Source organism: Pseudomonas sp. DWRC2-2, from assembly GCF_049897885.1.
Classification (GTDB): Bacteria; Pseudomonadota; Gammaproteobacteria; order Pseudomonadales; family Pseudomonadaceae; genus Aquipseudomonas; species Aquipseudomonas azotoformans_A.
This window is the reverse complement of the sequence record NZ_JAFCXD010000010.1, coordinates 1-25,549: the sequence shown is the minus strand read 5'-3', so window position 1 is coordinate 25,549 and position 25,549 is coordinate 1. Positions and strand designations below refer to the sequence as shown.

Genomic DNA, 25,549 nt, shown 5'->3' with positions numbered 1-25,549 from the left:
TGGAGAACGGTGGATGAATCACAAAGTAGCCTTCAGTTTTGCCGACGGCAAAACCCTGTTTTTCCCGGTGGGCTCCCATGAAATCCTGCTGGATGCAGCGCTGCGCAACGGCATCAAGATCCCACTGGATTGCCGTGAGGGTGTCTGCGGCACCTGCCAGGGCCGTTGCGAATCCGGCGATTACAGCCAGGACTATGTCGACGAAGAAGCCCTGTCCAGCCTCGACCTGCAACAGCGCAAGATGCTCAGTTGCCAAACGCGGGTGAAGTCCGACGCGACGTTCTATTTCGACTTTGATTCGAGCCTGTGCAACGCGCCAGGGCCGGTTCAGCTCAAGGGCCGCGTGAGCGCGGTGGAGCAGGTGTCGGCCAGCACGGCGATCCTGCAGGTGCAACTGGATCAGGCACTGGATTTTCTGCCGGGCCAATATGCCCGCCTAGCGGTGCCTGGCACGGACAGTTGGCGCTCATATTCTTTCGCCAACCTGCCGGGCAATCACCTGCAATTTTTAGTGCGCCTGTTGCCCGATGGGGTGATGAGCAACTATCTGCGCGAGCGCTGCCAAGTGGGCGATGAGCTGTTGATGGAAGCACCCCTCGGCGCCTTCTACCTGCGCCACGTCACCCAGCCATTGGTACTGGTGGCGGGTGGCACGGGGTTATCGGCCTTGCTGGGCATGCTCGATGAACTGGCCGCCAAGGGGTGTGACCAACCGGTGCACCTGTATTACGGCGTGCGCGGTGCCGAAGACTTGTGCGAAGCGGCGCGTATCCAGGGTTATGCTGCAAAAATTCCGGGCTTTCGCTACACCGAAGTCCTCAGCGCACCTTCAGAGGATTGGCCCGGCAAGCGCGGCTACCTCACCGAGCATTTTGACCTGGCCGAATTGCGGGACAGTTCGGCGGATATGTACCTGTGCGGCCCCCCTCCAATGGTCGAATCCATCCAGCAATGGCTGGCGGATCAGGCACTTGATGGCGTTCAGCTGTATTACGAAAAGTTTACGCAGAGTAATATCTGACCCTCAGTACTTCTGAGGGGCAGATGCGGCGTGCACTCAACCCTGAGAACAACAAGTAGAAGGGAATGTTAATGGCGGATGACATGGTTAACCCGGTAGGCCTCAAGCGTGGCTTGAAGAACCGGCACATTCAGCTGATCGCCTTGGGAGGGGCGATCGGCACGGGGTTGTTCCTCGGCTCGGCCGGGGTGCTCAAGTCGGCGGGGCCGTCGATGATCCTGGGCTACGCGATTGCCGGTTTCATCGCGTTCCTGATCATGCGCCAGCTCGGCGAAATGATCGTTGAAGAGCCGGTGGCCGGTTCCTTCAGCCACTTCGCGCACAAATACTGGGGCGGCTACGCGGGCTTCCTGGCGGGTTGGAACTACTGGGTACTCTACGTGCTGGTGGGCATGGCCGAACTGACGGCGGTGGGCAAGTACATCCAGTTCTGGTGGCCGGAGATCCCGACCTGGGTCAGTGCGCTGGTGTTCTTTGTCGCGGTGAACCTGATCAACACCCTGAACGTGAAGTTCTTTGGTGAGGCCGAGTTCTGGTTCGCGATCATCAAGGTGGTGGCGATTGTCGGCATGATCGTGCTCGGCTGCTACCTGCTGTTCAGCGGCACCGGCGGCCCGCAGGCCTCGGTCAGCAACCTGTGGAGCCACGGCGGGTTCTTCCCGAATGGCGGCATGGGGCTGTTGATGTCCATGGCGTTCATCATGTTCTCGTTCGGTGGCCTGGAGCTGGTGGGCATCACTGCCGCCGAAGCCAGCGAGCCGCGCAAGGTGATCCCGAAGGCGATCAACCAGGTGGTCTACCGGATCCTGATTTTCTACGTCGGCGCCCTGACCGTACTGCTGTCGCTGTACCCGTGGGACCAGTTGCTGCAAACCCTCGGCGCCTCGGGCGATGCCTACAGCGGTAGCCCGTTCGTGCAGATCTTCTCGCTGATCGGCAACGACACCGCCGCGCACATCCTCAACTTCGTGGTGCTGACCGCGGCATTGTCGGTGTACAACAGCGGCGTGTACTGCAACAGCCGCATGCTGTTCGGCCTGGCCGAGCAAGGCGATGCACCGAAATCGCTGATGAAGCTGAACAAGCAAGGTGTGCCGATCCGCGCCCTGGCGATTTCAGCGCTGGTGACGATGCTGTGCGTGGTGGTCAACTACGTGGCACCGCAGAGCGCGCTGGAACTGCTGTTCGCGCTGGTGGTTGCCTCACTGATGATCAACTGGGCGCTGATCAGCATCACCCACATCAAGTTCCGCAAAGCCATGGGCGAACAAGGCCTGACGCCGTCGTTCAGGACCTTCTGGTTCCCGTTCAGCAACTACCTGTGCCTGGCGTTCATGATGATGATCATCAGCGTGATGCTGGCGATTCCGGGCATCAGCGAGTCGGTGTATGCGATGCCGGTGTGGGTTGGGATTATCTATGTGGCGTATCGGTTGCGCATGAGAAACGCGAAAGTAGCTGTGGCGCAGTAACTAATGTGGGAGCGGGCTTGCTCGCTAATGCGGTGGATCAGTAGATGAATATTTAGCTGACCCAGCGCATTCGCGAGCAAGCCCGCTCCCACAGTTTTGAATGCATTCCAAATGAAAAAGCCCCGGTGATCCGGGGCTTTTTGTTTAGAGCGTGGAACGTACTCGCCACAGCTCTGGGAACAGCACGGTATCTAGCATCTTGCGCAAATACCCCACCCCTTCGGTGCCACCGGTTCCCGGCTGGAAGCCGATGATCCGCTCGACCGTGGTCACATGGCGGAAGCGCCACTGACGGAACGAGTCCTCCAGGTCGATAAACTTTTCGGCCAACTGATACAAATCCCAGTAGCGGCTCGGATCGCGATACACCTCACGCCACGCCGCCTCCACCGATTCATCGTGAACCGTCGCCGCCGTCGGGTCACGCTCGGCACGTTTCGGATCAATCGCCAGACCCGCCTTGACCATCAGGTTGATCGCCTCGTCATACAGCGACGGTGTGGCAATCGCCACTTTCAACTCGTTCAACAACTCCGGCCGATGGGCGTGGGGCCGCAACAGCGCCGCGCTTTTATTGCCGAGGATAAATTCGATCTCACGGTACTGGAACGACTGAAACCCCGACGACTGCCCCAGGAACGGGCGGATCGACTTGTACTCCGACGGCGTCATCGTCGCCAGTACCGCCCAGGCGTGCACCAGTTGATCGAAGATCCGCGACACCCGCGCCAGCATCTTGAACGCCGGCGGCAACTCGCCCAGGCGCACGTGTTCACGGGCGGCCTTGAGTTCGTGGAGCATCAGTTTCATCCACAGCTCGGAGGTCTGGTGCTGGATGATGAAGAGCATTTCGTTGTGGTCCGGCGACAGCGGATGCTGGGCGCTGAGGACTTTGCCCAGGTCCAGGTAATCGCCGTAGCTCATGGACTCGGAAAAATTCAGTTCGGCGTTATGCCATTCTTCGGGCGGTTGGTAATCGGCAGAGAAGGGACATTGGCTCATCGCGTGGGCTCCTTGAGCGGACGGAGAATGGCGCGGACCGGGCTCGCGTCCAGGTTGGCAAACCGCAGAGGCAGTGCGATCAATTCATAGTCGCCCTCGGGTACGTCATCGAGCACGATGCCTTCGATAATCGCCATGCCATGACGGGCCACGGCGTTGTGGGAATCCATGGTCTTGGACTGCTGCGGGTCCAGGGATGGCGTATCGATGCCGATCAAGCGCACACCCAGGCTGGCTAGCAGCTCGATGGTTTGCGGAGCGATGGCGGTGAAATTCGAATCCCATTCAGTCAGCGGCGCTTGTGGATAAGTGCGCAGCAGCACGCGCTCCGGCAAGTTATCCACACGGCCTTCCAACTGATGCGGCTGCACCAGCGCGCCGCTGTCCAGGCAATGCAGCACCCGGCATGGGCCCATGTACACATCCAGCGACACCTCGCCAATCGGCGCGCCGTCCGCGCTGTAATGCAGCGGCGCGTCCACATGGGCGCCGGTATGGGGGGACAACGTGATACGCCCGACATTCACCGGACACTCCGGGCCAAACTGCCACACGCGCTCTTCCTGGAACGGCGTATCCCCCGGCCAGGTCGGGGTCGCCGTACTCAAGGGCGGGCTGATATCCCACCACGTTTTTATTGGGTTCATTTCAAGGCTCTCGGCGGTTACTGGGGTGAATGATACGAGGGCCTGCTGCGAATTTTCTTGCGAATTCTGGCGTGAAGCGGGAAATCTTTCGCACTTACTGCGAGGAAATGGCGGATTGGTGATGGGTTATATCAAATAAACACCGCTGCGCTTCTGGGCATCCCGATGTCGAGTTCAGACCACTGACACAACGCCCGAGGCCTTAGGGTGGACCTTTCCATTCCCTGCCCTGGAGACATCATGTCCAAGCCCATCACCGTACTGCGCGACACCCATCCCCTGCCGGTCCTGGACGCCTGCAAATGGGAAAAGCTCGAAGGCGACCCGCACACCGTCAACCTCAACGCCTACACCAGCGAAGACGGCAGCAAGATCATGGGCACCTGGATCTGCACCCCGGGCAAGTGGTACGTGGACTACGTGAAGTGGGAATACTGCCACTTCCAGGAAGGCTACTGCATCATCACCCCAGAAGGCCTGGAGCCGATTCATTTGCGGGCTGGGGATATCTTTGTGGTGGAGCCGGGGATGAAGGGGACGTGGGAAGTGGTCGAGACGGTGCGTAAGTATTTTGTGTTTGCGTGAGCTAGCGACCACCCAGGCTCACAAATAAAAACCGCCCTAAAGGGCGGTTTTTTGCTGTGCGGCTTAGCGGCTCAGGCCAGCCAAGGGCCCTGCCGGCTCCATGGTCTTGCCGTGTTCAATAGCAACGCTGAAAAACCTTTTTTGATTGGCAGACGTCTCTCCACCAAGCTTTTTAGCTTCGGCGCAAAACATCTCAACCAATTTCGCTTTTGTTTTCTGGGTAGTAATTTTCATCAAACCAAGCCTCTGTAAGCCTTGTATATGCGGCCCATACTAGGTGTGCTCAACTGAAATCACAAGACGCTGCTTTTCGTCATAGCTAAAGCCAAGTCGCTCATAAGTCTGTACGACATCCGGTCGTGGTTCCTGAATTTCGATACGAGAGCACCCGATGACGCGTGCATATGCGTCGATGGCGCCGAGGGCAAGCGCTGCGATCAAGCCTTTCAAAGGATGTTCGTTATCTGAGTTGCCTTCGAGAAGCACAATCTTGATCGTGACTTTACTGTCACGAGGCGTTGCGTAACAAAGGCCACAGAGTTGCTCATCGTACCAAATCGACAAATCAAACCCTTTGGCGTCCAAGGCTCTCCAGGCTGGAACATCCTCCCAGGGAAATTGAGCGTCACCTCCCCAGCGGTAAAACGCCTCTATGGCCCGACCATCAATAACATCGAAGCGAACTCTCGAAGCATCGAGCCATTGATGCCCCAACGCTGTCCACTGTTCGATGAATGAAGCCAGCGCCGCCTTCCTCGATTGAGACTGGAAGATCAGGTACTTGAGGGAGTTCGAGTATCGACGTGCCATTACGATCAGATTCTTATGAGTGTTGTGGAAAGATCAGAAAGTCGCGTTAACAGCGAAAGGGCGCAAACGGTAGCAAGATCGGGTGTAGCCTTGGGCCAACGATGAATTCAAGATTTTTCAGGCATATTCGCCACGAGCAATGGAGCCCTCGCCATGAAGGCTGAGTTCGGCAGGCAAAAAATCGTCATCTTCACCGGCTCCGGCATCAGTGCCGAAAGTGGCTTGGACACGTTCAACGACGAAACCGGACTGTGGATGGACCATCGCGTCGAAGACGTGGCTACGCCCGAGGCATGGCATAGGCACCCCGCAGACGTGCTGGCGTTCTATAACGCGTTGCGACACAAGGCGTGGACTGCGCAGCCCAATGCGGCGCACCGCGCCATAACAGAGTTGGAACAGCAGTTTGATGTCGTGGTGATCACGCAAAACGTCGACGACCTGCACGAGCGCGCTGGGTCCACGTGCGTTCTGCATCTGCATGGTCAAATCAACCTGGCGCAAAGCACGGTCGACGAGCAACTGATTTACAAGATCGACGATAAGCCGATCTTGCTCGGTGACACCTGTGAAAAAGGCAGCCAATTACGCCCCCATATCGTCTGGTATGGCGAAAATGTGCCGAATATCGACAAGGCGCTGCAGCACTTTAAAAACGCAGAGAAAGTGCTGGTCGTGGGCACATCACTGACCACTCAGCCGGCCGCAGGACTGGTTACAAAAGCCAGGCATTCTGCCGAAAAGGTCCTGATTGGATTGGCCGTTTCGCGTAAGCCCTACGGCTACGAATTCATGCGAGGGAAGGCATCAAGTCTGGTGCCTTATGTGGTGGGATGCTGGCTGAAAGGTCAAAAGGCTCGCTAATTGCAAAAAACCGGGAGCCACCCAAAGCCGGCTCCCGGAAAACGCCCCTATTTGGGCTTGCGATAGCTATTGATAATCGCCGAGAAGTCTTTGCCCCCTTCCCCACGCTGGCTCATCGACTGATACAACTGCTGGGCCACAGCGCCCAGAATCACGGGTTGCTTGGCCTGACGCGCCGCTTCGGTGGCCAAGCCCAAATCCTTGAGCATCAGGTCGGCACCAAACCCACCGGTGTACCCCCGCGACGACGGCGCGGTTTCGATCACGCCCGGCCATGGGTTGTAGGTGTCGGAACTCCAGCAACGCCCGGTGGAGCTGTTGATGATCCCCGCCAGCACTTGCGTGTCGATGCCCAGCGCATCGCCCAACGCCATGGCCTCACTGACGCCGACCATGCTGATCCCCAGCAGCAGGTTGTTGCAGATCTTGGCGATTTGCCCAGTGCCGACCTCACCGCAATGCACGATGTTGCGGCCCATCTGCGCCAGCACCGGTTGCAGGGTGGCGAACAGTTCCGGAGTGGCGCCGACCATGAAGGTCAGCGTCCCGGCTGCGGCGCCGCCGGTGCCGCCGGAAACGGGGGCGTCAGCCACGGTCACACCTTGCTTGGCCGCCGCAGCCGCTACGTCGCGGATGGTCTGCGGGTCGATGGTGCTGCAATCCACCGCCGGTATGCCTTTGCCGATGCCGGCGAGAACACCGTCTTCATTCAGCCACACGCTGCGCACATGGGCGGCGGCGGGCAGCATGGTAATCACCAACTCAGCGCCGGTGGCCGCATCACGCGGTGAATCGCTGATGGTGCCACCCAGCTCGGCCAGCTCCTTGAGCACCACTTGGTTCAAATCAAACAGGTTCAGCGCATGGCCGGCCTTGATCAGGTTGCGGGCCATGGGTGCGCCCATGTTGCCCAAGCCGATAAATGCAATCTTCATGGTCGTCTCCCGGGATCAGCGCAGGTTGATGGTGGTGTTGACGCCATCGTTGACCGTGTCGTCATCGAACCAGCGGCTCGTGACGGTTTTGGTCTGGGTATAGAACTGCACCACTTGCTTGCCGTACGGGCCGAGGTCGCCAAGCTTTGAACCGCGCGAACCGGTGAAGCTGAAGAACGGCACCGGTACCGGGATCGGGATGTTGATACCGACCTGGCCTACGTCGATTTCGCTCTGGAACTTGCGCGCCGCCGCGCCGCTCTGGGTGAACAGGCCGGTGCCGTTGCCAAACGGGTTGCCGTTGACCAGAGCGATGGCCTCGTCGAGGTTCGCCACTTCCAGCACCACCAGCACCGGGCCGAAGATTTCCTGGGTGTAGATCTGCATATCGGTGGTCACGCCCGAGAACAGGGTCGGGCCGACAAAGTTGCCTTGCTCGAAGCCCGGCACCTTGATGTCGCGGCCGTCCAGTTCCAGCTTGGCGCCTTCTTTCACGCCGCTTTCGATCAGTTCCAGGATACGTGCCTTGGCGCGCTTGGAGATCACTGGGCCGACGTCGGTGCCCGCTTCGCTGCCCGCGTTGACCTTGAGCTTTTGCGCCAGCGCTTTCAGGTCCGGCAACCACTGCTTGGACGCGCCCACCAGCACCACCACCGAGGTGGCCATGCAACGCTGGCCTGCCGCACCGAAACCGGCGCCGACCAGAGCATTGAGGGTGTGTTCGCGGTTGGCATCCGGCAGCACCACGGCGTGGTTCTTGGCGCCCATCATCGACTGCACACGCTTGCCGTGTTTGCCGGCCAGGTCATACACATGAGTGCCCACGGCGGTCGAGCCGACAAAGGACACGGCCTTGATGTCTTTATGGGTGCACAGCGCATCCACCACATCCTTGCCGCCGTGGACCACGTTGAGCACACCAGCCGGCACGCCAGCTTCCAGCGCCAGCTCCACCAGCAGCATCGTCGACAACGGGTCCTGCTCGGACGGCTTGAGCACGAAGGTGTTACCGCAAGCAATCGCCATCGGGAACATCCACAGCGGAATCATCGCCGGGAAGTTGAACGGCGTAATGCCAGCGCACACGCCGATGGGTTGGCGCAGGGTGTAGGTGTCGACGCCACCGGCAACGTTTTCAGCAAACTCGCCCATTTGCAGGGTGCCAATGGAGCAGGCGTGCTCCACCACTTCCAAGCCACGGAAAATGTCGCCTTCGGCATCGGCAATGGTCTTGCCCTGCTCGTTGCTGAGCACCACGGCGATGCGCTTGGAATGTTCGCGGATCAAGGCTTGCAGCTTGAGCATGATGCGCATGCGTGCGCCGATCGGCGTCAGCTTCCAGGTCTGGAAGGCGCGATGGGCGGCGTCGATGGCAGCGTTGACTTCATCGGCGGTAGCGAACGGGACTTTGGCCAGCACCTCTTGGGTGGCCGGGTTGACGATGTCTTGCCAGTGGGTGGTCTTTGACTCGACCCATTCACCATTGATCAGCAGCTTGACCTGTTGCACGGAAATATCGGCAGAAGCGTTCATGTGGTCTCCAATCTTGTAGTTATGCAGAGACAAGGCGCGTGAATCGCCTTGGAAATGAGGCGTTCGGACTGTTTTTCGAGTATAGATGTGCAAATCTCTAATAAGAACGCACATAAAAGCCGGACCAATATGCAAAAAAACATCACGTCGCTGGGCTCCCTGAACTGGGATGACCTGAAGTTTTTCCTCGAAGTGGCCCGTACCCGCAAGGCCAGCGTGGCCGCCAAGCGCCTAGCGGTGGACTACACCACGGTGTCGCGGCGCATCAGTTCATTGGAAGTGTCACTCGGTACGTTGCTGTTCGAAAAGTCCCGGACCAACGGCTTCGTCCTCACCCCCGAAGGCCAGCGCTTGCTGGGCTACGCCGAGTCCATCGAAAGCACCCTGCACATGGCCTGCGAGCAAGTCTCCGGCTCCGGCGTGGCGCTGTCGGGCCATGTACGCATGGGCTGCACCGAAGGGTTCGGCAGCTTTTTCGTCACCCCGCAATTGAGCCACTTCGTCGACACCTACCCCGCCATCTCGGTAGACATCCTGCCCCTGCCGCACTTCATCAGCCTGTCCAAGCGCGAAGCCGACATCGTCATCGCCCTGGAACGCCCGGAACACGGGCCCTATGTGTGCTGCAAATTGTGCGACTACAAATTGCAGCTGTACGCGACCCAGGAATACCTCGACCAACACCCTCCAATCCGCAAACCGGCGGATTTGGCCGAGCATCCGTTTATCAGCTATGTGGATGACTTGGCCTTCAGCTCGGAGCTGTTGTACCTGGCCAACGTGGTCCCCGGCGCCAGCGCCAGCCTGCGCAGTACCAGCGTGATCGCGCAGTACGTGGCGGCGCAGCAAGGGCGGTCGATGGCGATATTGCCGTGTTTTTTGGCGGCGCAGGATCCACGGTTGTTACCGATGCTGGGGGAGCAGATTTCCATCACTCGCCAGTTCTGGATGTATTGCCGGGAGGATTTGAGGAAGTTGAAGCGGATTACGTTGTTGTGGGACTACATCAGGGAAGTGACGGAGCAGAATCAGGGGTTGTTGATGGGGGAGACCAGGGAGATCAGGTTCGCGGATTAAAGGGCCATCAACGATGATTCGCTTTAATTTGCAGGACGTTTCCTAGAGAATCTCCGGCCTATTGTGCCTTAGGGTTCGAGTCATTAGCCTCCGTACTTCGCTGACATCAGCGAACGGGTTTAGCGACCCGAACCCGGACACAGCCTCCAACGGCAAGCGCTTCATGCTCGTCGTTGTCGTGTTATGGCGGCTGTGCGTGGGAGACCTTCGGGTCTGCCGGGTCCTGGGTCCGGTTCGCTAACCTGCGTACAGCTGCCACCCTTTCATGTTTAGCGACATGAGTGGGTGGCTCCCTAAACTCCCAGGTATAGATCATGACTAAAATCGTCCCCGACCCACCGCTTTCTTCCATCACCACCCTCGGCGTCGTCACCTTCGGCGATTACGGCGAAAACGAAAAACCCCTGTTCCGCGTCAACGCCGGCATGCCCATTGAGGAAGCGTTAGAGCACGCCTCCACGCTGCTTTTTTACTCCAAGAAACTCGCGATGGAAGCCGCCATGGATGTGCGCGACGAGCAATACGCGTGGGCCGCGCATTACCTGTGTGAGATGGGCAAAGCCGTGGTCGATGACCTGACGCAAGCGATGACGCCAAGCCGTTAAGCGATCACCGCTCGAATGCGGGAGGAGCCCTGCTCCTCCCAACATTTAAACGGCGGTGGTCCCGGCTATTTGTGGATACCGAGCCCGAACTTCGCGCAGGAACTCACCCGCACGGGTCTTGAGCCATTCAATCAGACGCGCAATATCCGGCTCTGACTGTCGCCCATTTCGACAAATGATGTAGTAGGCCGCTGGGGACATCATCACGGGGCTTTTCAACGCAACCAATGCACCGTTTTCCAATTGGTCATACACCAACGCAGTCCTGCCCAGCGCAATCCCTGTGCCCTTTACCGCCAGACTGATCGCCAGGCTCGAATCCGGAAAGCGCGGCCCATGGTGATAAGGCGGCGTCGGCAGGCCCTGAAACGCAAACCAGCTTTCCCACCCCGGACACACCTGATCGTCCACCCGATGAATCAGCGGGTATTGGGCCACATCCCCCGGCGCGATATCCCCCTTCAACCGTAGAAATTCCGACGAGCAGACGGGGAACACCGCGTCACGCATCAGCAGTTCAACATGATGATCCGGGTAATCGCCATACCCCATCACCACCGCGACATCGTATTGATGCGCTTCCAGACTAGTGCGGTTGATGTCAGCACTGGTCAACACCAGATCGAGGTTGAATGAGGCCTCAGTGTGAGAGCCGTGCATCCTGGGGATCAGCCATGTCGAGCAGAGCGAGGACGTGCATGAGAGGTACAGCGGTCGGGATTTTGCGGGGTTGAGTGAATGCAAGACCCCATCCAGCGCCTTGAAAAATCCGTCGGTGACCGGCAACAAAGCCTGCCCTGCGGACGTCAGCTTGACGCCGCGCGAATGCCGCTCAAACAACTGCACGCCCCACCACTCCTCCAGGCCTGCAATTTGATGGCTGATGGCGCTGGCGGTGAGGTTAAGCTGCGACGCCGCACGCGCAAAGCTACCGGTTTGCGCAGCGCTGACGAACGCTTGAAGCATCGGAGTGGGAGGCGGACGCTGGGCCATCAGGTGCTCACTTTGATCAAGATGATCCCGCAAACAATGACGAATGCCGACAGCATACGTCGCCAACCGAACCGTTCGTGAAAGAACAGCGCGGCAATAATGGCGCCGATAATAACACTGGTTTCCCGCAGCGCTGAGACCTTGGCCACCGCGTCCAGCGACAACGCAAACAACACCAATCCGTAAGACGCCAGGTAAAAAACACCGCCCAACAGGCCGACTCGCCAATGCCCACGTATCGCACGCATCAAGGCCAAACGCTCCCTGGAAAACGCTAGCACCGGGATCGGAATGCTCTGGAATACCGTCAGGTAGATGATGTATTGCAACACCGTTTCACTGGCTCTCACGCCTTTGGCGTCCACCACCGTGTAAGCCGCGATAAACGCCCCGGCACACACCGCCATCAGGATCGGCTTGAGCATCTGCGCCGTCATCCTGCGCACACATGTCAGGCTGATGATGCCCACACAAATCAACACCACACCCGCCAGCGCCTCGCGTGACAATTGCTCATGCAACATAAAGTAGGAAAACAGCGCGACCAATACGGGCGGAATCCCTCGCATCACCGGGTACACCTGCCCGAAATCACCCGTTTCGTAGGCTTTGATCAGAAATAACCGATAGACCGTATTGAGTCCCACGGAGACGAGGATGTAGCCCCACACCTCCAGGCTCGGCACGCTGACAAACGGCAACGCCAACAGGCATATCACCAGCGCGGTGCCATCCACCATGGCCAAGGTCATGAAGCGACTGCTGCCGGCGCGGACGACAGCGTTCCAGGTGGCGTGCATGAAGGCTGAGATCAAGACCAGCGTGATCGCGATATCGGAGTTGTCCATGGGGCTCGGCTTGTGGCGGATAGTAGAGAATGTACGCTATGGGCATCGAGGTATCATTGTTTGCGCAACCACATCCGTAGCATGTAGTGATTTAGATCGCTCAAAGACTCAGCATCATCTATCGCACAACGTGGCGTATTCCTGTCAATGAAGTGCGTGCGAGTATGAAGAAACTTATTATCGGCCGAAATAAGTACCTGCCCTGGTTCCAGCAGCACTCGCTGCTGAACGGATGACTGATCGAGAACAGTATCCAGAAAGTCCAGCGCTTGACATTGAGTCACCGTTAACGGCACTCCCGCCTTGATGTGGGCGGATTCAATGTAGACCCGAAAGTATCTGATCAGTGGAATGCCTTCATTGGAAAAGCTCAGAATGGGCGCCTTGAAAAGCTGCTCTTCATCTGACATACCGCGGTTTTCAAAAAAGAAGTTGCATTTAAGCTCTTCCAATATTTCTGGAAACGCCATCAGCTCCGCGTATACGGCGCTTGCATCAATCAGGATGCTCTCGCCGCCCAAAAGCGCTTGCTGTCCGCAAGCCAGGATCAAGTAATCGATAGGTAGCGGATCGCTCACTCCATCGTTGTGTACGTACGCACCTTGACGGGTTTGATGGTATCTCGCCCCCTCCTCAATACTCTTACCGCCTCTGTCATAAACCTCAATCACCTTGTGACCCAGATGATTCTGCACCAGGGGTACGCCGAGTAGCGAACCAAATGTCCATATCAGTGATTTAAAGGTTTCAAGTTTCTCGACCTTAAAACCATCAAGAATCAAGACATGGCATTCATGGTCGATCATGGTTCGGATTCTATCTAGCTCCTCACTCAAGACGGATGATTGTAGAGAATTGATGTAGGCAGTCTTGGTATCGAATCGAGCCCCCTGACTTTCAGATACTAGCAACTCTCTTGCGCTCAAAAGTTCATCGAAGGCAAATTTTGAAAGTCTAACTTTGGAAACTGCTTGCCGGAAATCACTGACGTTTATGTTCATCGCAATCCTTTACGCTGGTTAGTTGGAGCGTTCATTTAACTAAGCCCACCATTTGCAAAAAAGCGAAACCTCATCAGCCTAGCCATCAAAATTCGTCATGGCAGCGCTTTCCTACGGAGAAGTTACTTAGCAAACGCTGTTTCAGGCACACCACAAAACCAACTGTGGGAGCTGGCTTGCCAGCGATGGCAGTATGTCAGTCAGTACATCCGGTACTGAGACACCGCTATCGCCGGCAAGCCAGCTCCCACAGTTGATTGGGTTTCACATTGAGATTTGCGGGACGGGTTCAGTCCGCAATCACCACAATCGACACCCGACGATTCTCCGTGCGCCCCGCCACCGTGGTGTTCGGCGCCACCGGCTCGCTGCTACCCAGCCCGCGCAGCTGGATGTTCTCTTCCTTCATGCCCACACCGGTCAACACCGCCGCCACGCTTTTTGCGCGGCGCAGGGACAGTTGCTGGTTGTAGGTTTCCTTGCCGGAAGCGTCGGTGTGGCCGTCGACGCGCACGCGTTCGATGCCGACGCTCAGCAAGGCCTTGCCGATGCGCTGGACGATGTCGGTGCTGGGTTGGTTGAGGGTCTCGACGTCGCTGCCGAACAGCACTTTGCCGGACAGGCCGAATGCCCAGCCTTCGTCGGTCAGCTCAAAGCCTTGTTGCTTGAGGACGGCCACTTGCGCCGGGGTCAGGCCTTTGGGGGGCGGCGTCTGGCAGCCGCCGAGGGCGAGCAGTGCCACCAGCAGGGTGATAAACATGAAGCGTGCGGTCGTGAACAAGGGGTCAACTCCTGTGTTGAACGTTGACGACGGGGTTATCCGACTCCGCCGTTTGCTGGCCGCCCGAGGATAAACGCTTGGCCTGGTACATCGCCGCGTCGGCGGCGTTGAGCAAGGTGCCAGGGGTGGCGCCATGATCGGGGTAGATCGCAATGCCGATACTGAGGGAGGTCAATACCTGGGTGTTGCCGGGCACGGGGATGGGCAGGTCCATGCTGGCGATGATCTTTTCGGCAATGCGCTCGGCGTCTTGCGCCTTGTGTAGCGGCGCCAGCAGGATGGCGAACTCATCGCCGCCCAGGCGCGCCACCAGGTCATCTTCACGCAATTGCGCACGCACGCGCTCGGCGACGGCGACGAGGACGGCGTCGCCGGCGGCGTGGCCAAAGCTGTCGTTGATCTCTTTGAAACGATCACTGTCGAGGTACAGCACCGCCACCTGTTCTTTGGCCTTGGCCGCGCTGCGCAGGGCGCGGATCAAACGGCCTTCGAAGAACGCACGGTTGGGCAGGCCGGTCAGGCTGTCGTGGTTGGCCTGGTGGGCGAGGGATTCGTTCTCGCTTTGCAGGTGGCTTTGCCAGGCTTCCATTTCGCCGAGCAAGGCATTGAAGTCACTGCCCAGGTTGTCGAGTTCGGCGATACGCGCCGGCGGCACGCGGCGGTCGAAGTCGCGCTCGCTGCGGGCGGCGTGGGCCACGGCGGCAAGGCTTTGCAGCGGGCCGGTAATGCCGCGCAACAGGCGTCGCGCCAGGTGTAGGGCAATCCACGCGCTAAGCGCGGTGCAGATGAGGATCCCGGCCAGGCCGCTGAGCAGGAAGCGCAGCAGACTACCGCCGTGGCCGGTGAGATGAATGCTGCCGATGGCTTTGCCTTGATGCAGGATCGGCTGGCTGATGGGTTGTTCGAGCAGGGTGTGCGCCAGCTCCAACTCGACCCGCGAGAGCATGCCGGTTTCCGGGCGTATCCACTTCGCCAACAGCTTGCCATTGGCATCGAAGACTTCGGCCTCGGCCACTTCTTCGGTGGAGGCAATCAGGCTGAGGGCTTCAGTGGCCGCCGCGCTGTCGTTGAACACCACCGCCGCTTCCACGGTGTAGTTGATGGAGCGTGCGATCAGGTGCAGGTTGTGCTCGGCATAGACCCGCAGCGCCAGTACGCCAAGCAGGGTCAGGGAAACACTTGCCAGCGTCACCGCCACCAGCGCCAGGATCATGTGCCCCCGGCCAATGACGGAACGCAGGGTCGGCCGCGCTTTGACGGCTGTCATGACGCAGGCGCTCGGCGGCGGGACAACTGCAGCACGCTCGGGTGAATGCGCACGCCGCTGCGGGCGACGGAGTCGAGGTTGACCTCGAACGACACCTGCTCATCGCTCACCCGCAGGCAGAACAGACTGCCCACGGTGCATTGGTCGCCGCCTTCGCTGATGCTCAGCACCGGATGGCCGATCAACGAGGTGAACAACTGGCTGCGCTCATCGGCGCTGAGCTTGCCGATGTACACCGCGTCGCACGCATTGACGATATCGGGATGGCTGGCCAGCAGGCGCTGCACCACCACTGGGCGACCGGTGGCCTGGGTGGTGCCCTTGATCAGGTCGTCGGTGTATTGGGTCGGGCCAACGATGCACAGGCGCAATTGCGCAGGTTCTACCGGCCAGCGCGCATAACTGAGGATACCCAGCACCACTTGGGTGACGGCCTGCGCACGCTGGGCGGCAAGGCCCGCAGGGTCGGGCGCCTGGGCGAAAGCGTGTGGCGCGAACACGCACAGGAACGCCACCAGCAGCATGCGTCTCCAGCTCAAACTGCGCTCTGTGGGCGAGACAGCCACGTTCATGCAGCGATTCTCTCAGGTGTTTTTTAGATGATGCCGCAACGATAGCACAGCGGCGGAAAACCCCGCGAAGAGTAGGTCTTCGCAGGGGCGGCTATTTTTCCAGAAAAATCAGGCGACTGAACCAGAAATCTGGCATGACCTATCAGTCAGTTTTTTCCGATTCGTGACCCAGCTCCAGCATCAACCCACTCAAACGCTTGACCTTGCGCCTGACGGCCTCCTCAAACACGCCGCCTCGGGGCTCGATCAGGCTGAACCAGCGCTTGGCCCGGGTGATGCCGGTGTAGATCAGCTCTTTGGTCAGCACCGGGTTCAGCGCATCCGGCAGGATCAGCGCGGTATGGGTGAATTCCGAGCCTTGGGATTTGTGTACGGTCATGGCGTACACGGTTTCCACATCGTTCAGACGGCTGGGCAGCACAAATCGCACACCGCCTTGGCCGTCGTTGCGTGGGAAGGCCACGCGCAGCACCTGAGGGCCGCCGTCACTTTCGGGCAGTTTGAGCGCGATGCCGATGTCGCCGTTCATCAGACCCAGGCCGTAATCGTTGCGGGTCATCAGCACCGGGCGGCCTTCGTACCATTGCTCGTCGCCTTCGATCAACCGCACCTTGCGCAGGGCGGCGGTGATGCGCAGGTTCAGGCCTTCCACGCCCCACGGGCCTTTGCGTACCGCGCAGAGCAGTTGGAACGCGTCGAAGGCTTGCAGCAGTTGTTGCGCCCAGTGGGTCCAGGCCTCACTTTCACGCGACGTATCCGGCGACGGGCGGGCGCTCTGCAACAAGTTGAGGTAATAGCGATAGCCCTCTGCACCGTCACCCTGCCCGTCCAGCACCAGGCGTTCGAGGGCGTGATCGTGTTCGCCTTTGAGGCTGACGCAAAACAGATCAGCGTGACTGCGCGCGGCGAGTAGCTTGCGGGCTTCTTCAGCGTTTTGCTGGTTGACCCAGCGCGCCAGTTGGCCGATGCCACTGCCTTCGCCGAAACGTCGCGAGTAACGCAGCATCACCACTTGCTGGGCCAGGGGGTGGCTACCGTCGAGGTCTTCCTGCAGGCCGCTGGCACTGAGGTCTTCGCCGCTGACGGCTTGCAGCCATTGGCGGGTGTCGGCGTTGTAGAAACCGGCTTCGGCGTCGCGGCACAAGTCACCCAGGACGGCGCCCGCCTCTACCGACGCCAGTTGGTCCTTGTCACCCAGCAGCACCAGGCGTGCATGGCGCGGCAAGGCGTCGAGCAGGTTGGCCATCATTTCCAGGTCGATCATCGAGGCTTCGTCCACCACCAGCACATCCAAGGGCAATGGGTTACCGAGGTGATGACGAAAATGCCGTGTGCCTGGGCGACTGCCCAGCAAGCGGTGGACGGTGGTGACCTGGGTCGGGATTTTTTCCTTCACGCTGTCCGGCACTTTCAGCGACAGCACTTGTTGGCTGATGGACTCGGTGAGGCGTGCGGCGGCCTTACCGGTGGGGGCGGCCAGGCGAATGCGCAATGGGCTGCCGGATTCCACAGCCGGCGCCTGCAACAGCGCGAGCAGGCGCACCACGGTGGTGGTTTTGCCAGTGCCAGGGCCGCCGGTGACGATGCTGAATGCGCCGCGTGTGGCCAGGGCGCAGGCGAGTTTTTGCCAGTCGATCACACCGTCAGGCGGCGGTTGATCGAACAGGCTGTTGAGGCGCTGCGGCAAATCGACGGCCACGTTTTCCTGGGTGGCAAGACGCAGGCGCAAGGCGCTGTCGATGCGCCGTTCGTAAGTCCAGTAGCGGCGCAGGTACAGACGCTTGCCGGACAGTACCAAAGGACGACTCTGCGCGGATTCGCTGCCATCGACCGCCAGCGCCACCAGGTGACTGGCGGCCAGTGCGTGGCACCAGTGGGCGCCGTCCAGGCCTTCCAATAACTGCGACGGCAACAACATGGCGCCGGTTTGCAGATCGCCCTCTGGCGGCAAGGACAGGGCAAAATCCGGCGCCTTGAGGGTTTCGAACAAGTCGAGGCAGACGTGACCATGGCCCAATTGATGGCTGGTCAGCGCGGCGGCCAGCAGCACCAGCGGGTCGGCCTGAGGGTCAAGCTCGTGCAGGAAACCCACGAAGGCTTTGTCCAAGGCACGCAACCAGCCACGATCGACCCAGCGCTCCAGCAGTTGCACCAGGTCAGCGGCGCGGCTGAGGGGCATCAGCGCCTCCAGCGGTAGCGGCGACAGGCTCATAACAACACTCCTTGTTCCCAGGCGGGCTCAACCTTGGGCGGGATGGGCTTGCCCTGGAACAGCAGGTCCAGGCCTTCGATCAGTTCCCGCGGCGGTCGGGTGAAATACGCACCCTGGCTCGCGGACTGCGTGCCCCGCAGGAAAATGTACAGCGCGCCGCCGATATGGCGGTCGTAGTCGTAGTCCGGCAGGCGCGCCTTGAGTTGGCGGTGCAGGGCCAGTAGGTAAAGTACGTATTGAAGGTCGTACCGATGATCAAGGATCGACTGCTCCATGGCATCCAAGGTGTAGGCCGAATCGTCGGGGCCCAGCCAGTTGGATTTGTAGTCGGCCACGTAATAGCGGCCATCGTGTTCGAAGGTCAAATCGATGAAGCCCTTGAACATGCCGTTGAGCAGTACAGGCTCGGCGGCAACGCGGGAAGCGCCGTTGTGGGTGAATTGGCACACCAACTTGTCGACGGCGAGTACGTCAACCTTGTGGCTGGCGAACCAGAACTCCATCTCGATCTGGTACTGCTGCAAACCACTGAGGGAGACGTGACCGTTATCCACAGGCAGCGGCGTTTGCAGCAGATGGCCGAGCCAGCTGCTGAGGGTGATGATCCAGCCTTCCCAGTTGCGCCGGTTGCAGCGGGCGCCCACGGCTTTTTCGATGGCCTCGGGCGTAACGTTAAAGCCGTCCTCCCCTGCCCATTCCAATAGGCCGTGGAGGAAGGTCCCTGGGTTAGGACCGCGTGGGAAACGGTGAATATCGCCGCCGGACGCCGCCACTTCGCGGGGTGCATCGGGGTCGAGGCGTTCGTCATCGAACAACTTCTGGGCCTGTGGACTTTCCGGAGCTTCGAGCGGGGCGGCGCTCATGCTGTCGCCAATGCGCAAGGCGCTGTAGGAAGCGATCCACCAGTTTTCCGCAGCCTTGCGCTTGGGCAGGAGCGGCGCTCGTAGCGTGGCTTCGTTGCGCGGTGGGTGGAAAAGGATGTCTTGCGCTTCGGGCACCTGGGCGTAGTTGATGGCGGTGCAACCTTCTTGAAGGTCCAGGAGCCAGCGTGCCAAGCCGGCGGACTCACCCAACGAGGCGCCTGCACCGAGCAAGTAGCCCAGCGCCGACAGGTGCAGCACGGAGCTGTTGCTGTTGCCACGCTTGAGGTCGGCGATGCCTAGCCAGCAGGCGTGCTTGGCGCGTGTCAGGGCGACGTAGAACAGGCGCAGGTCTTCGGCCAGACGCTCATTGTCTGCCTTTGCGATCAGCTCAGGCGTAGGACGCAGGCTGACCTGGGATTTGCCGGTTTCATCATGGTAATGAAGGGGCAATCGGCTGCCATCCACGGGTTTGGCTGAGCAGATGAAGGGCAGGAAAACCAGGTCGTATTCCAGGCCTTTGGATTTGTGGATGGTCACGACCTTGACCAGTTGCTCATCACTCTCCAGGCGCAGGATTTGTTCTTCACCCGCCTGACCAGAAAGTGCCAGGTGTTCGGCCAGATGGCGGATCAGTGCCTGTTCACCGTCCAGTTCCGATGCGGCCTGTTGCAGCAACTCGCTGAGGTGCAGCAGGTTGGTCAGAACACGTTCGCCATCACTGCGCGCGATCAGGGTTTGCGGCAGTTTGAAGTCGTGAAGCAGACGACGCAGCATCGGCAGCACGCCTTGAGTACGCCAGATCGCACGGTAGCCACGGAACTGCATGACGCGGCTTTCCCACGCCAGTTCGTCCTGGTTCAGACGTTCCAGTTCCGGCAGTGATAGGTTCAGGGTGACGCAAGCCAGTGCGGCGCGCAGCGGACGTTCCACATCCGGCTCGGCACAAGCCTTGAGCCAGGCCAGCAGGTCGTGGGCTTCCTGGGCGGCGAAGACCGAGTCCTTGTCGGACAGGTAGACGCTGCGCACGCCACGGGCGGCCAACTCGGCGCGCACGGCCTGGGCCTCCTTGCCGTCGCGCACGAGAATGGCGATGTCTGACGGACGCACGCCTTTGAAGCTGCCGTCCGGTTGTAAGAAGCCTGCGCTGCCCTGCTGCCCGCCGTTGAGCAATTCAACAATGTGCGTGGCACAGGCCGCCGCAAGTTGCTGACGATACAGCACGTTGGAAACCGGCTGGTCAGTAGGCAAGTGCCAGAGGTTCATGGCTGGTAGCGTTTGGCCATTTACCTGCAACTGTTCTTTGCGCCCCTGGGACAGTACCGAGTGGAACGGCACCGGGTTTTCACCATTGGGCTCGCGGAACAGGAATGCGCCGCGACCTGTTTCCGCTCGCTGGAACACGTGGTTCACCGCCTCGACCATCGCGTGGCTGGAGCGGAAGTTGGTGCCCAACGTGTGATGACGGCCAGTGGTGGACTGACGGGCGCGCAGGTAGGTGTAGATATCGGCGCCACGGAAGGCGTAGATCGCTTGCTTGGGGTCGCCGATCAGGAACAGGCCACTGTCGAGGTGGTTTTCTTCGATGCGGTAAATGCTGTCGAAGATGGCGTATTGCACCGGGTCGGTGTCCTGGAACTCGTCGATCAGGGCTACCGGGAATTGCTCGCGGATCACACTGGCCAGGCGTTCGCCGCCGTCGGCTTGCAGTGCAGCGTTGAGGCGGATGAGCATGTCGTCGAAACCCATTTCGGCGCGACGGCGTTTTTCTTCTTCAAAGCGTTTACCGACCCAGCCGGCCGCGTGTTGCAACACGGCGGCGTCGGGAGTTGGTAGCGCATCAAGGGCCGCCTTGAGGCCAGCCATGGCGTTGATGCCAGGATGCTGCGGCGGCTCGCCTTTCCAGGCTTCGGCCATGCCGTCGGGCGTCAAGCGGGTGAAGCCGGTGCCGATGTCGAGTTGTTCGAGGGTTTCGTCAGCGGCCCAGGCGCTGATCTTTTCGAACCAGGGCTCGAAGTAACGCGCTTGCATCTTGCGACCGTCGACAGCTTTGGCGGCAACGGCTTGCAGGCAGATGTCGCGCAGCTCGGCGGCCCATTGTTGCCAGGGCGCCTTGATGGCGGTCAGCGCTTCGCGGCGCTCTTGCAGGCAGGCCGTGATCAGTTCTGCGGGCTCGCGGGTTTCATCCGTCGGCCGTTCGCTGCCGAACAACGCGCGCACTCGCGGCATCAATGCGGCGGGGCCACCCCAGTTGCTGCGTACCCAATTGAGTGCGTCGTCGTGCATCGGGTAGCAGAACAGTCGCCAGTAATCGCGCAACACTTCGCCGAGCAAGTCGCTGTGATCGGTTTCCAGGGTTTGGGTGAACAGGCTGCCGCTGTCGAACGCGTGCTCGCGCAACATGCGCTGGCACCAACTGTGGATGGTCGAGACGGCGGCTTCGTCCATCCATTGCGCGGCGATGTCCAGGCGGTTGGCGCAGGCGGGCCATTGTTCGAGCGGGTATTCGTCGCGTAGATCAGCGATCAGGGCGTCGGGCTGTTCAATTTCTTCGCGGAAGAAGCGTGCTGCTTCAGCCAGTCGGATGCGGATGCGTTCGCGCAGTTCTTTGGTGGCGGCATCGGTGAAGGTCACCACCAGGATTTGCGGCGGCAGCAGTTCGCGGCCGAAGCCTGATTCATCGCCACCGTGGCCGAGGACCAGGCGCAGGTAGAGGGCGGAGATGGTAAAGGTCTTGCCGGTGCCGGCGCTGGCTTCAATCAGCTGGCTGCCTTTGAGCGGGAAGGCCAGGGCCAAGGGTTTGCTGGTCATGTGCCGGCCTCCTCGCCTGTAAGTGATCGCCACGGGGCGTTGAGCAGCGGGCGATACAGGGTTTCGCACCAACCTTCGAATTCTTCGCTGGCGATGAGCGTGGCGTAGTCGGGGAATTGCCGGGTGAGCGCCGGGGTTTCGCGGCGTTCGCCATCGGTAGTCAGGCCATCGCCTTCGTAGGCTTTGCTGGCCGCCGCCTGAGCCTTGGCGGGGTCAGTTTGGCTGAGCCAAGCGAAAGCGGTTTTGACGGCGACGGGCAAGGGTTGGCTCATGCCGGTATGCCAGGCCAACAATAGGTTACCGAGGATTTCCTGGGCATTGGTTTTATCCAGGGGCGGCAGCAGCAGGGTGTCATCGCTGGCCACCAAGCCGGTGCTCAGCGGCAGGCCGCAGGCGCAGGCAACCACGTGATTGACCCAGGGGCGAATCAGGCGATGCCACTTGCGGGTCTTGATCGAGCCGATGCTGTTGGGGATGGTGGTAACGCTGAGCAACCCACCATCGCTGCGTCGATGCAGACCACTGATCCAACCTTCCAACTGCACGCCATTATGCTCAAAACTGACCGGTTCGGCGCCGGTGTGCGGGGTGGGCCAGAGGACGAGCAGTTGCTGATAGCGTCGCAACAGATCGGGTAACGGTTCGATCAGTTCGTTGCGCAGGCATTCGCCGAAACCGACCATCGGCAACAGGCCACTGCCTTGCAGGCGCAGGGCCTGGGCGTTCAGGGTTTGGTCGAGATGATCGGGTTGGGTGAGTGCGGCGCTCAGTAGGCTGTCGCTCAGGCTGTAGCGTTGCAGGGCGTCGAGAACGAAGGGTTCTTCGTCGGCCAGTGGCACTTCGGCGGCCTCGAAGAACACTTTCAGGCGTTGGCTGAAGAAGTGTTTGACCGGATTGCGCAGGAAGTCTTGAAGCTGGCCGAGACTCAGGGGCTCGTCCTGTTGATGCGGCGTGAGTCCGTCTTCTTTCTGGATCGCATCCGGCGTTTCGTGCAGCAATTGCCACTCACGGGCGTAGCTGAACAGCGCGTCGCCCTCATGGAAGTAACGGGCGCTGAACGGTTGCAGTGGGTGCTCTTGTGTCATGGCGTCGATGAGCGATTCATCGCCATTAGCGTGGTGCCAGCCGCTGGAGAGGTGGTCACGCAGTTGGCCGATGAGTACCGACGCAGGGCGGTCACTGTTATCGCGGATGCTGCGGCCCACCCAGCTTATGTAAAGCTGGTCGCGGGCTGACAGGAGCGCTTCGAGCAACAGGTAGCGGTCGTCTTCACGGCGTGAACGGTCACCGGGGCGGTAGTCGCTGCCCATCAGGTCGAAGTCCAGTGGGGGTTGCGCGCGCGGGTAATCGCCATCGTTCATGCCGAGCAGGCAAACGAGCTTGAATGGGATCGCTCGCATGGGCATCAACGTACAGAAATTGACAGCTCCGGCGAGGAAACGCTGGGAGAGGCGACCTTGGTCCAGACCTGCGAGCCAAGCTTCGCGGACTACAGTCAGAGGTAACTCGTCCTGCAGGCCGACGGATTCGCAGGTTTCCAGCCAGGTTTCCCTGAGTTGTTCGAGTTGGCCCAGGAGGTAGTCATCGTGTTCGCTGCTGGGCAGGAAGAACAGTTGCATCAGGCGTTGCAGGCGCTCACCCCATTGCGCAGGAGCCGCAGGTAGCGACAGTGCTTGATGTGCGTCGTTGAGCGCGTCGAGCAAAGCGACCAGAGGGCCAATGAGCGCTGCGTCGAGGCCACCGATTTCATCGTAGGGCTCGATACCCTCACACGCGGCACCGGTGCCTACGGCGTAACCAAGCAACATGCGGCGCAGGCCGAAACGCCAGCTGTTTTGTTCCAACTCTGCTGGCAGGCCTAGGCCGGCACGTTGTTCGGCGTTGAGCCCCCAGCGGATGCCGGCGCCTTCGATCCAGCGATGCAGCGTCGGCAGGTCGCGCTCCTGGATGGCGAAGCGTTCGCGCAGGGCCGGCACGTCGAGCAGGTCGAGGATCTCGCTCACCGGGAAGCGGCTGTCAGGCAGTTTCAGCAGGTGTTCGACGGCGATAAGCAGCGGGTCGCGGCCGCGTTGGCCTTGGTCGGTCAGGGTGAACGGGATGAAGCGTGGGTCATTGCGTTCGAGTTGGCCGAACACGGCGCGGATATGCGGCGCATAGCTGTCGACATCCGGGACCATGACGATGATATCTCGCGGACGCAGCGAGGGGTCGGCACTGAAGCGTTGGAGCAGTTGGTCGTGCAGGATTTCCACTTCACGCTGGGCGCTATGGGCGATGTGGAAGCGGATGGAGGTATCACGTTCCAGGTCGACAGCAGGCCATCGCTCGCGGGTTTCATTGAGTGGGCGCAGTTCCAGGATGTCGTCCTGGAGCTGGTTGAGCAGTGTGGTGGGCTCGCTGTCGCTGAACAGGTCGATGCGGCCATCGCGGAATGCTGCGCGGTAACTGTTGGGGTCGTCGTAGCTGTCCAGCAAGCTGATGTAGTCACGGCCTTGTTTGCCCCAGGCGGCCAGCAGCGGATGGGCGTGCTGGTGCAGGGTTTGTGGGTCGATGGTGACCGGCATGCCGGCTTTACGCGCTTGGCGTTTGTATTCGTTACGTAGCAGGTCTTTATCGGCGACGATGTCAGACCAATGGTGACGGCAGGGGTTGTGCACGCAGAGCAGGACTTGGCTGAATCGCGCGAGGCCGGCGAGGGCTTCCAGTGCCTGGGCGGGCAACGAAGAGATGCCGAAAACAATGACTCGGGATGGCAGGCCCGAGGGCGCTGTTTCCAGTGTATTGATGCGCTCGATAAAACGCTGGTGAACGCCGGCGCGGCTTTCGGCCATGCCTTCTTCACCGACATCCAGCAGCAGTGCGCGCCATAGTTCGGCTTGCCAGCAATTGGCCGGATTGAGCGGTTTGAATTCGCCTCGACCGTTGCGCAGTTGGTGGCGGCCGGCAGCCCAGTCTTCGAGCCAATCAGCGCGGTAGACCTGATATTGGTCGAACAGGTCAGCCAGGCGCTCGGCGAGTTGGTAGCGTTTACGCAGATCGGTGTCGTGGGTGAGAAAGCGCTGCAGCGGCTCGAAGTGCGGTTGATCGATAAGCTCCGGCAGCAGGCGCATGAGGCGCCAGGTCAGCGGTGCTTTATCGAGCAGGGACTTGGGCGGAATTTCATCTTTGCCTAAGACCATGCGGTAGAGCTGCCACATAAAGCTGCCGGGCAGTTGAACATCGATTGCTGCGGCGATGCCGCAACCGCCCATGTCGTCGTCTTCCGGATCTTCAGCCAGGGCCAGCTTGAGCCACTGGGCGATGCCGTTGCTTTGGACTAGGGCGATTTCGTTTTCCAGGGGCGCGAGGGGATAGCGGCGCATCCAACTGACCACCAGGCTGCGCAGTTCGTCCAGGCGGTTGCCGTGAACCACCATGAATCCAGGGCTGAGGGACGTCGCATCCGGCATAACGGCTTCCTTGGGAAAAGCAAAAATCGAGGGTGCGACTTTAGCACTGTGGGCAGTTGTTGGCGGAATTGGGATGTTAGCTGTCTTTTCGACCGCCCAAAACAAAACCCCATCTGCTTTCGCAAATGGGGTTTCGGAATTTAATCTTGACGATGACCTACTCTCACATGGGGAAACCCCACACTACCATCGGCGATGCATCGT

General features: G+C 60.1%; 21 protein-coding genes. 6 read left to right on the top strand and 15 right to left on the bottom strand.

Annotation, left to right across the window (positions count from 1 at the left end; translation table 11 throughout):
* Positions 1–13 precede the first annotated feature (13 nt).
* Positions 14–1,021: an anthranilate 1,2-dioxygenase electron transfer component AntC gene (gene antC / locus ACP7EW_RS28705; RefSeq protein ID WP_426221523.1), complete on the top strand. Its 1,008-nt coding sequence runs from the start codon at positions 14–16 to the stop codon at positions 1,019–1,021.
* 71 nt (positions 1,022–1,092) lie between these two features.
* Positions 1,093–2,493 carry an amino acid permease gene (locus ACP7EW_RS28700; RefSeq protein WP_426221521.1) on the top strand — a complete coding sequence of 467 codons (1,401 nt, stop codon included), beginning with the start codon at positions 1,093–1,095 and terminating at the stop codon, positions 2,491–2,493.
* 144 nt (positions 2,494–2,637) lie between these two features.
* Here ACP7EW_RS28700 and kynA read toward each other — a convergent pair whose 3' ends face one another.
* Together kynA and kynB are read right to left on the bottom strand one after the other, a co-directional pair.
* On the bottom strand, positions 2,638–3,495 hold the full coding sequence (kynA, locus tag ACP7EW_RS28695) for a tryptophan 2,3-dioxygenase (RefSeq protein WP_016974893.1): 858 nt from the start codon (positions 3,493–3,495) through the stop codon (positions 2,638–2,640).
* Entirely contained in the window at positions 3,492–4,142 is a 651-nt protein-coding gene (gene kynB / locus ACP7EW_RS28690) for an arylformamidase (protein ID WP_426221519.1), read from the bottom strand. The genes kynA and kynB overlap by 4 nt, the downstream gene beginning before the upstream one ends.
* A 240-nt stretch (positions 4,143–4,382) precedes the next feature.
* Here kynB and ACP7EW_RS28685 point away from each other — a divergent pair, with 240 nt between their 5' ends.
* On the top strand, positions 4,383–4,727 hold the full coding sequence (locus tag ACP7EW_RS28685; RefSeq protein ID WP_010206533.1) for a cupin domain-containing protein: 345 nt from the start codon (positions 4,383–4,385) through the stop codon (positions 4,725–4,727).
* Positions 4,728–4,790: 63 nt separating this feature from the next.
* Here the strand turns inward: ACP7EW_RS28685 and ACP7EW_RS28680 are convergent, their stop codons facing one another.
* Together ACP7EW_RS28680 and ACP7EW_RS28675 are read right to left on the bottom strand one after the other, a co-directional pair.
* A complete protein-coding gene (locus ACP7EW_RS28680) occupies positions 4,791–4,961 on the bottom strand; it encodes a hypothetical protein (protein ID WP_178951242.1) in 171 nt (56 codons plus the stop codon).
* A gap of 39 nt (positions 4,962–5,000) precedes the next feature.
* On the bottom strand, positions 5,001–5,537 hold the full coding sequence (locus ACP7EW_RS28675) for an N-acetyltransferase (protein ID WP_426221516.1): 537 nt from the start codon (positions 5,535–5,537) through the stop codon (positions 5,001–5,003).
* Positions 5,538–5,690: 153 nt separating this feature from the next.
* Between ACP7EW_RS28675 and ACP7EW_RS28670 the strand changes: the two genes are divergently transcribed.
* Complete coding sequence (locus tag ACP7EW_RS28670) at positions 5,691–6,401, top strand: SIR2 family NAD-dependent protein deacylase (RefSeq protein ID WP_426221515.1); 711 nt, start codon at positions 5,691–5,693, stop codon at positions 6,399–6,401.
* 47 nt (positions 6,402–6,448) lie between these two features.
* On the opposite strand, the gene mmsB is transcribed toward ACP7EW_RS28670, so the two are convergent.
* On the bottom strand, positions 6,449–7,336 hold the full coding sequence (mmsB, locus tag ACP7EW_RS28665) for a 3-hydroxyisobutyrate dehydrogenase (protein ID WP_177109957.1): 888 nt from the start codon (positions 7,334–7,336) through the stop codon (positions 6,449–6,451).
* Positions 7,337–7,351: 15 nt separating this feature from the next.
* Positions 7,352–8,869 carry a CoA-acylating methylmalonate-semialdehyde dehydrogenase gene (locus tag ACP7EW_RS28660; RefSeq protein ID WP_426221512.1) on the bottom strand — a complete coding sequence of 506 codons (1,518 nt, stop codon included), beginning with the start codon at positions 8,867–8,869 and terminating at the stop codon, positions 7,352–7,354.
* 129 nt (positions 8,870–8,998) lie between these two features.
* On the opposite strand from ACP7EW_RS28660, the gene ACP7EW_RS28655 reads away from it, so the two are divergent.
* Together ACP7EW_RS28655 and ACP7EW_RS28650 are read left to right on the top strand one after the other, a co-directional pair.
* Positions 8,999–9,946, top strand: a complete 948-nt coding sequence (locus tag ACP7EW_RS28655) for a LysR family transcriptional regulator (RefSeq protein WP_426221510.1) — start codon at positions 8,999–9,001, stop codon at positions 9,944–9,946.
* A gap of 314 nt (positions 9,947–10,260) precedes the next feature.
* Positions 10,261–10,551 (top strand): DUF3077 domain-containing protein, encoded by a 291-nt coding sequence (locus tag ACP7EW_RS28650; RefSeq protein WP_426221508.1) that lies wholly within the window; start codon positions 10,261–10,263, stop codon positions 10,549–10,551.
* 45 nt (positions 10,552–10,596) lie between these two features.
* Here the strand turns inward: ACP7EW_RS28650 and ACP7EW_RS28645 are convergent, their stop codons facing one another.
* From ACP7EW_RS28645 to recC, 9 genes are all read right to left on the bottom strand, one after another.
* Positions 10,597–11,544 carry a LysR substrate-binding domain-containing protein gene (locus ACP7EW_RS28645; RefSeq protein WP_426221506.1) on the bottom strand — a complete coding sequence of 316 codons (948 nt, stop codon included), beginning with the start codon at positions 11,542–11,544 and terminating at the stop codon, positions 10,597–10,599.
* On the bottom strand, positions 11,544–12,392 hold the full coding sequence (locus tag ACP7EW_RS28640) for an EamA family transporter (RefSeq protein ID WP_426221504.1): 849 nt from the start codon (positions 12,390–12,392) through the stop codon (positions 11,544–11,546). The genes ACP7EW_RS28645 and ACP7EW_RS28640 overlap by 1 nt, the downstream gene beginning before the upstream one ends.
* 53 nt (positions 12,393–12,445) lie before the next feature.
* Complete coding sequence (locus ACP7EW_RS28635) at positions 12,446–13,393, bottom strand: TauD/TfdA family dioxygenase (RefSeq protein ID WP_426221502.1); 948 nt, start codon at positions 13,391–13,393, stop codon at positions 12,446–12,448.
* Between the two features lie 289 nt (positions 13,394–13,682).
* A complete protein-coding gene (locus ACP7EW_RS28630; RefSeq protein WP_177059864.1) occupies positions 13,683–14,174 on the bottom strand; it encodes an OmpA family protein in 492 nt (163 codons plus the stop codon).
* Between the two features lie 4 nt (positions 14,175–14,178).
* Positions 14,179–15,441, bottom strand: coding sequence for a diguanylate cyclase domain-containing protein (locus ACP7EW_RS28625; RefSeq protein ID WP_426221499.1), 1,263 nt, complete (start codon positions 15,439–15,441; stop codon positions 14,179–14,181).
* Positions 15,438–16,013, bottom strand: a complete 576-nt coding sequence (locus tag ACP7EW_RS28620; protein WP_038847144.1) for a YfiR family protein — start codon at positions 16,011–16,013, stop codon at positions 15,438–15,440. Before ACP7EW_RS28620 ends, ACP7EW_RS28625 begins: the two co-directional genes overlap by 4 nt.
* Before the next feature lie 142 nt (positions 16,014–16,155).
* Positions 16,156–18,225 (bottom strand): exodeoxyribonuclease V subunit alpha, encoded by a 2,070-nt coding sequence (gene recD, locus ACP7EW_RS28615; protein ID WP_426221497.1) that lies wholly within the window; start codon positions 18,223–18,225, stop codon positions 16,156–16,158.
* Complete coding sequence (gene recB, locus ACP7EW_RS28610) at positions 18,222–21,896, bottom strand: exodeoxyribonuclease V subunit beta (protein ID WP_426221495.1); 3,675 nt, start codon at positions 21,894–21,896, stop codon at positions 18,222–18,224. Before recB ends, recD begins: the two co-directional genes overlap by 4 nt.
* A complete protein-coding gene (gene recC / locus ACP7EW_RS28605; RefSeq protein WP_426221492.1) occupies positions 21,893–25,345 on the bottom strand; it encodes an exodeoxyribonuclease V subunit gamma in 3,453 nt (1,150 codons plus the stop codon). The genes recB and recC overlap by 4 nt, the downstream gene beginning before the upstream one ends.
* Positions 25,346–25,549 lie beyond the last annotated feature (204 nt).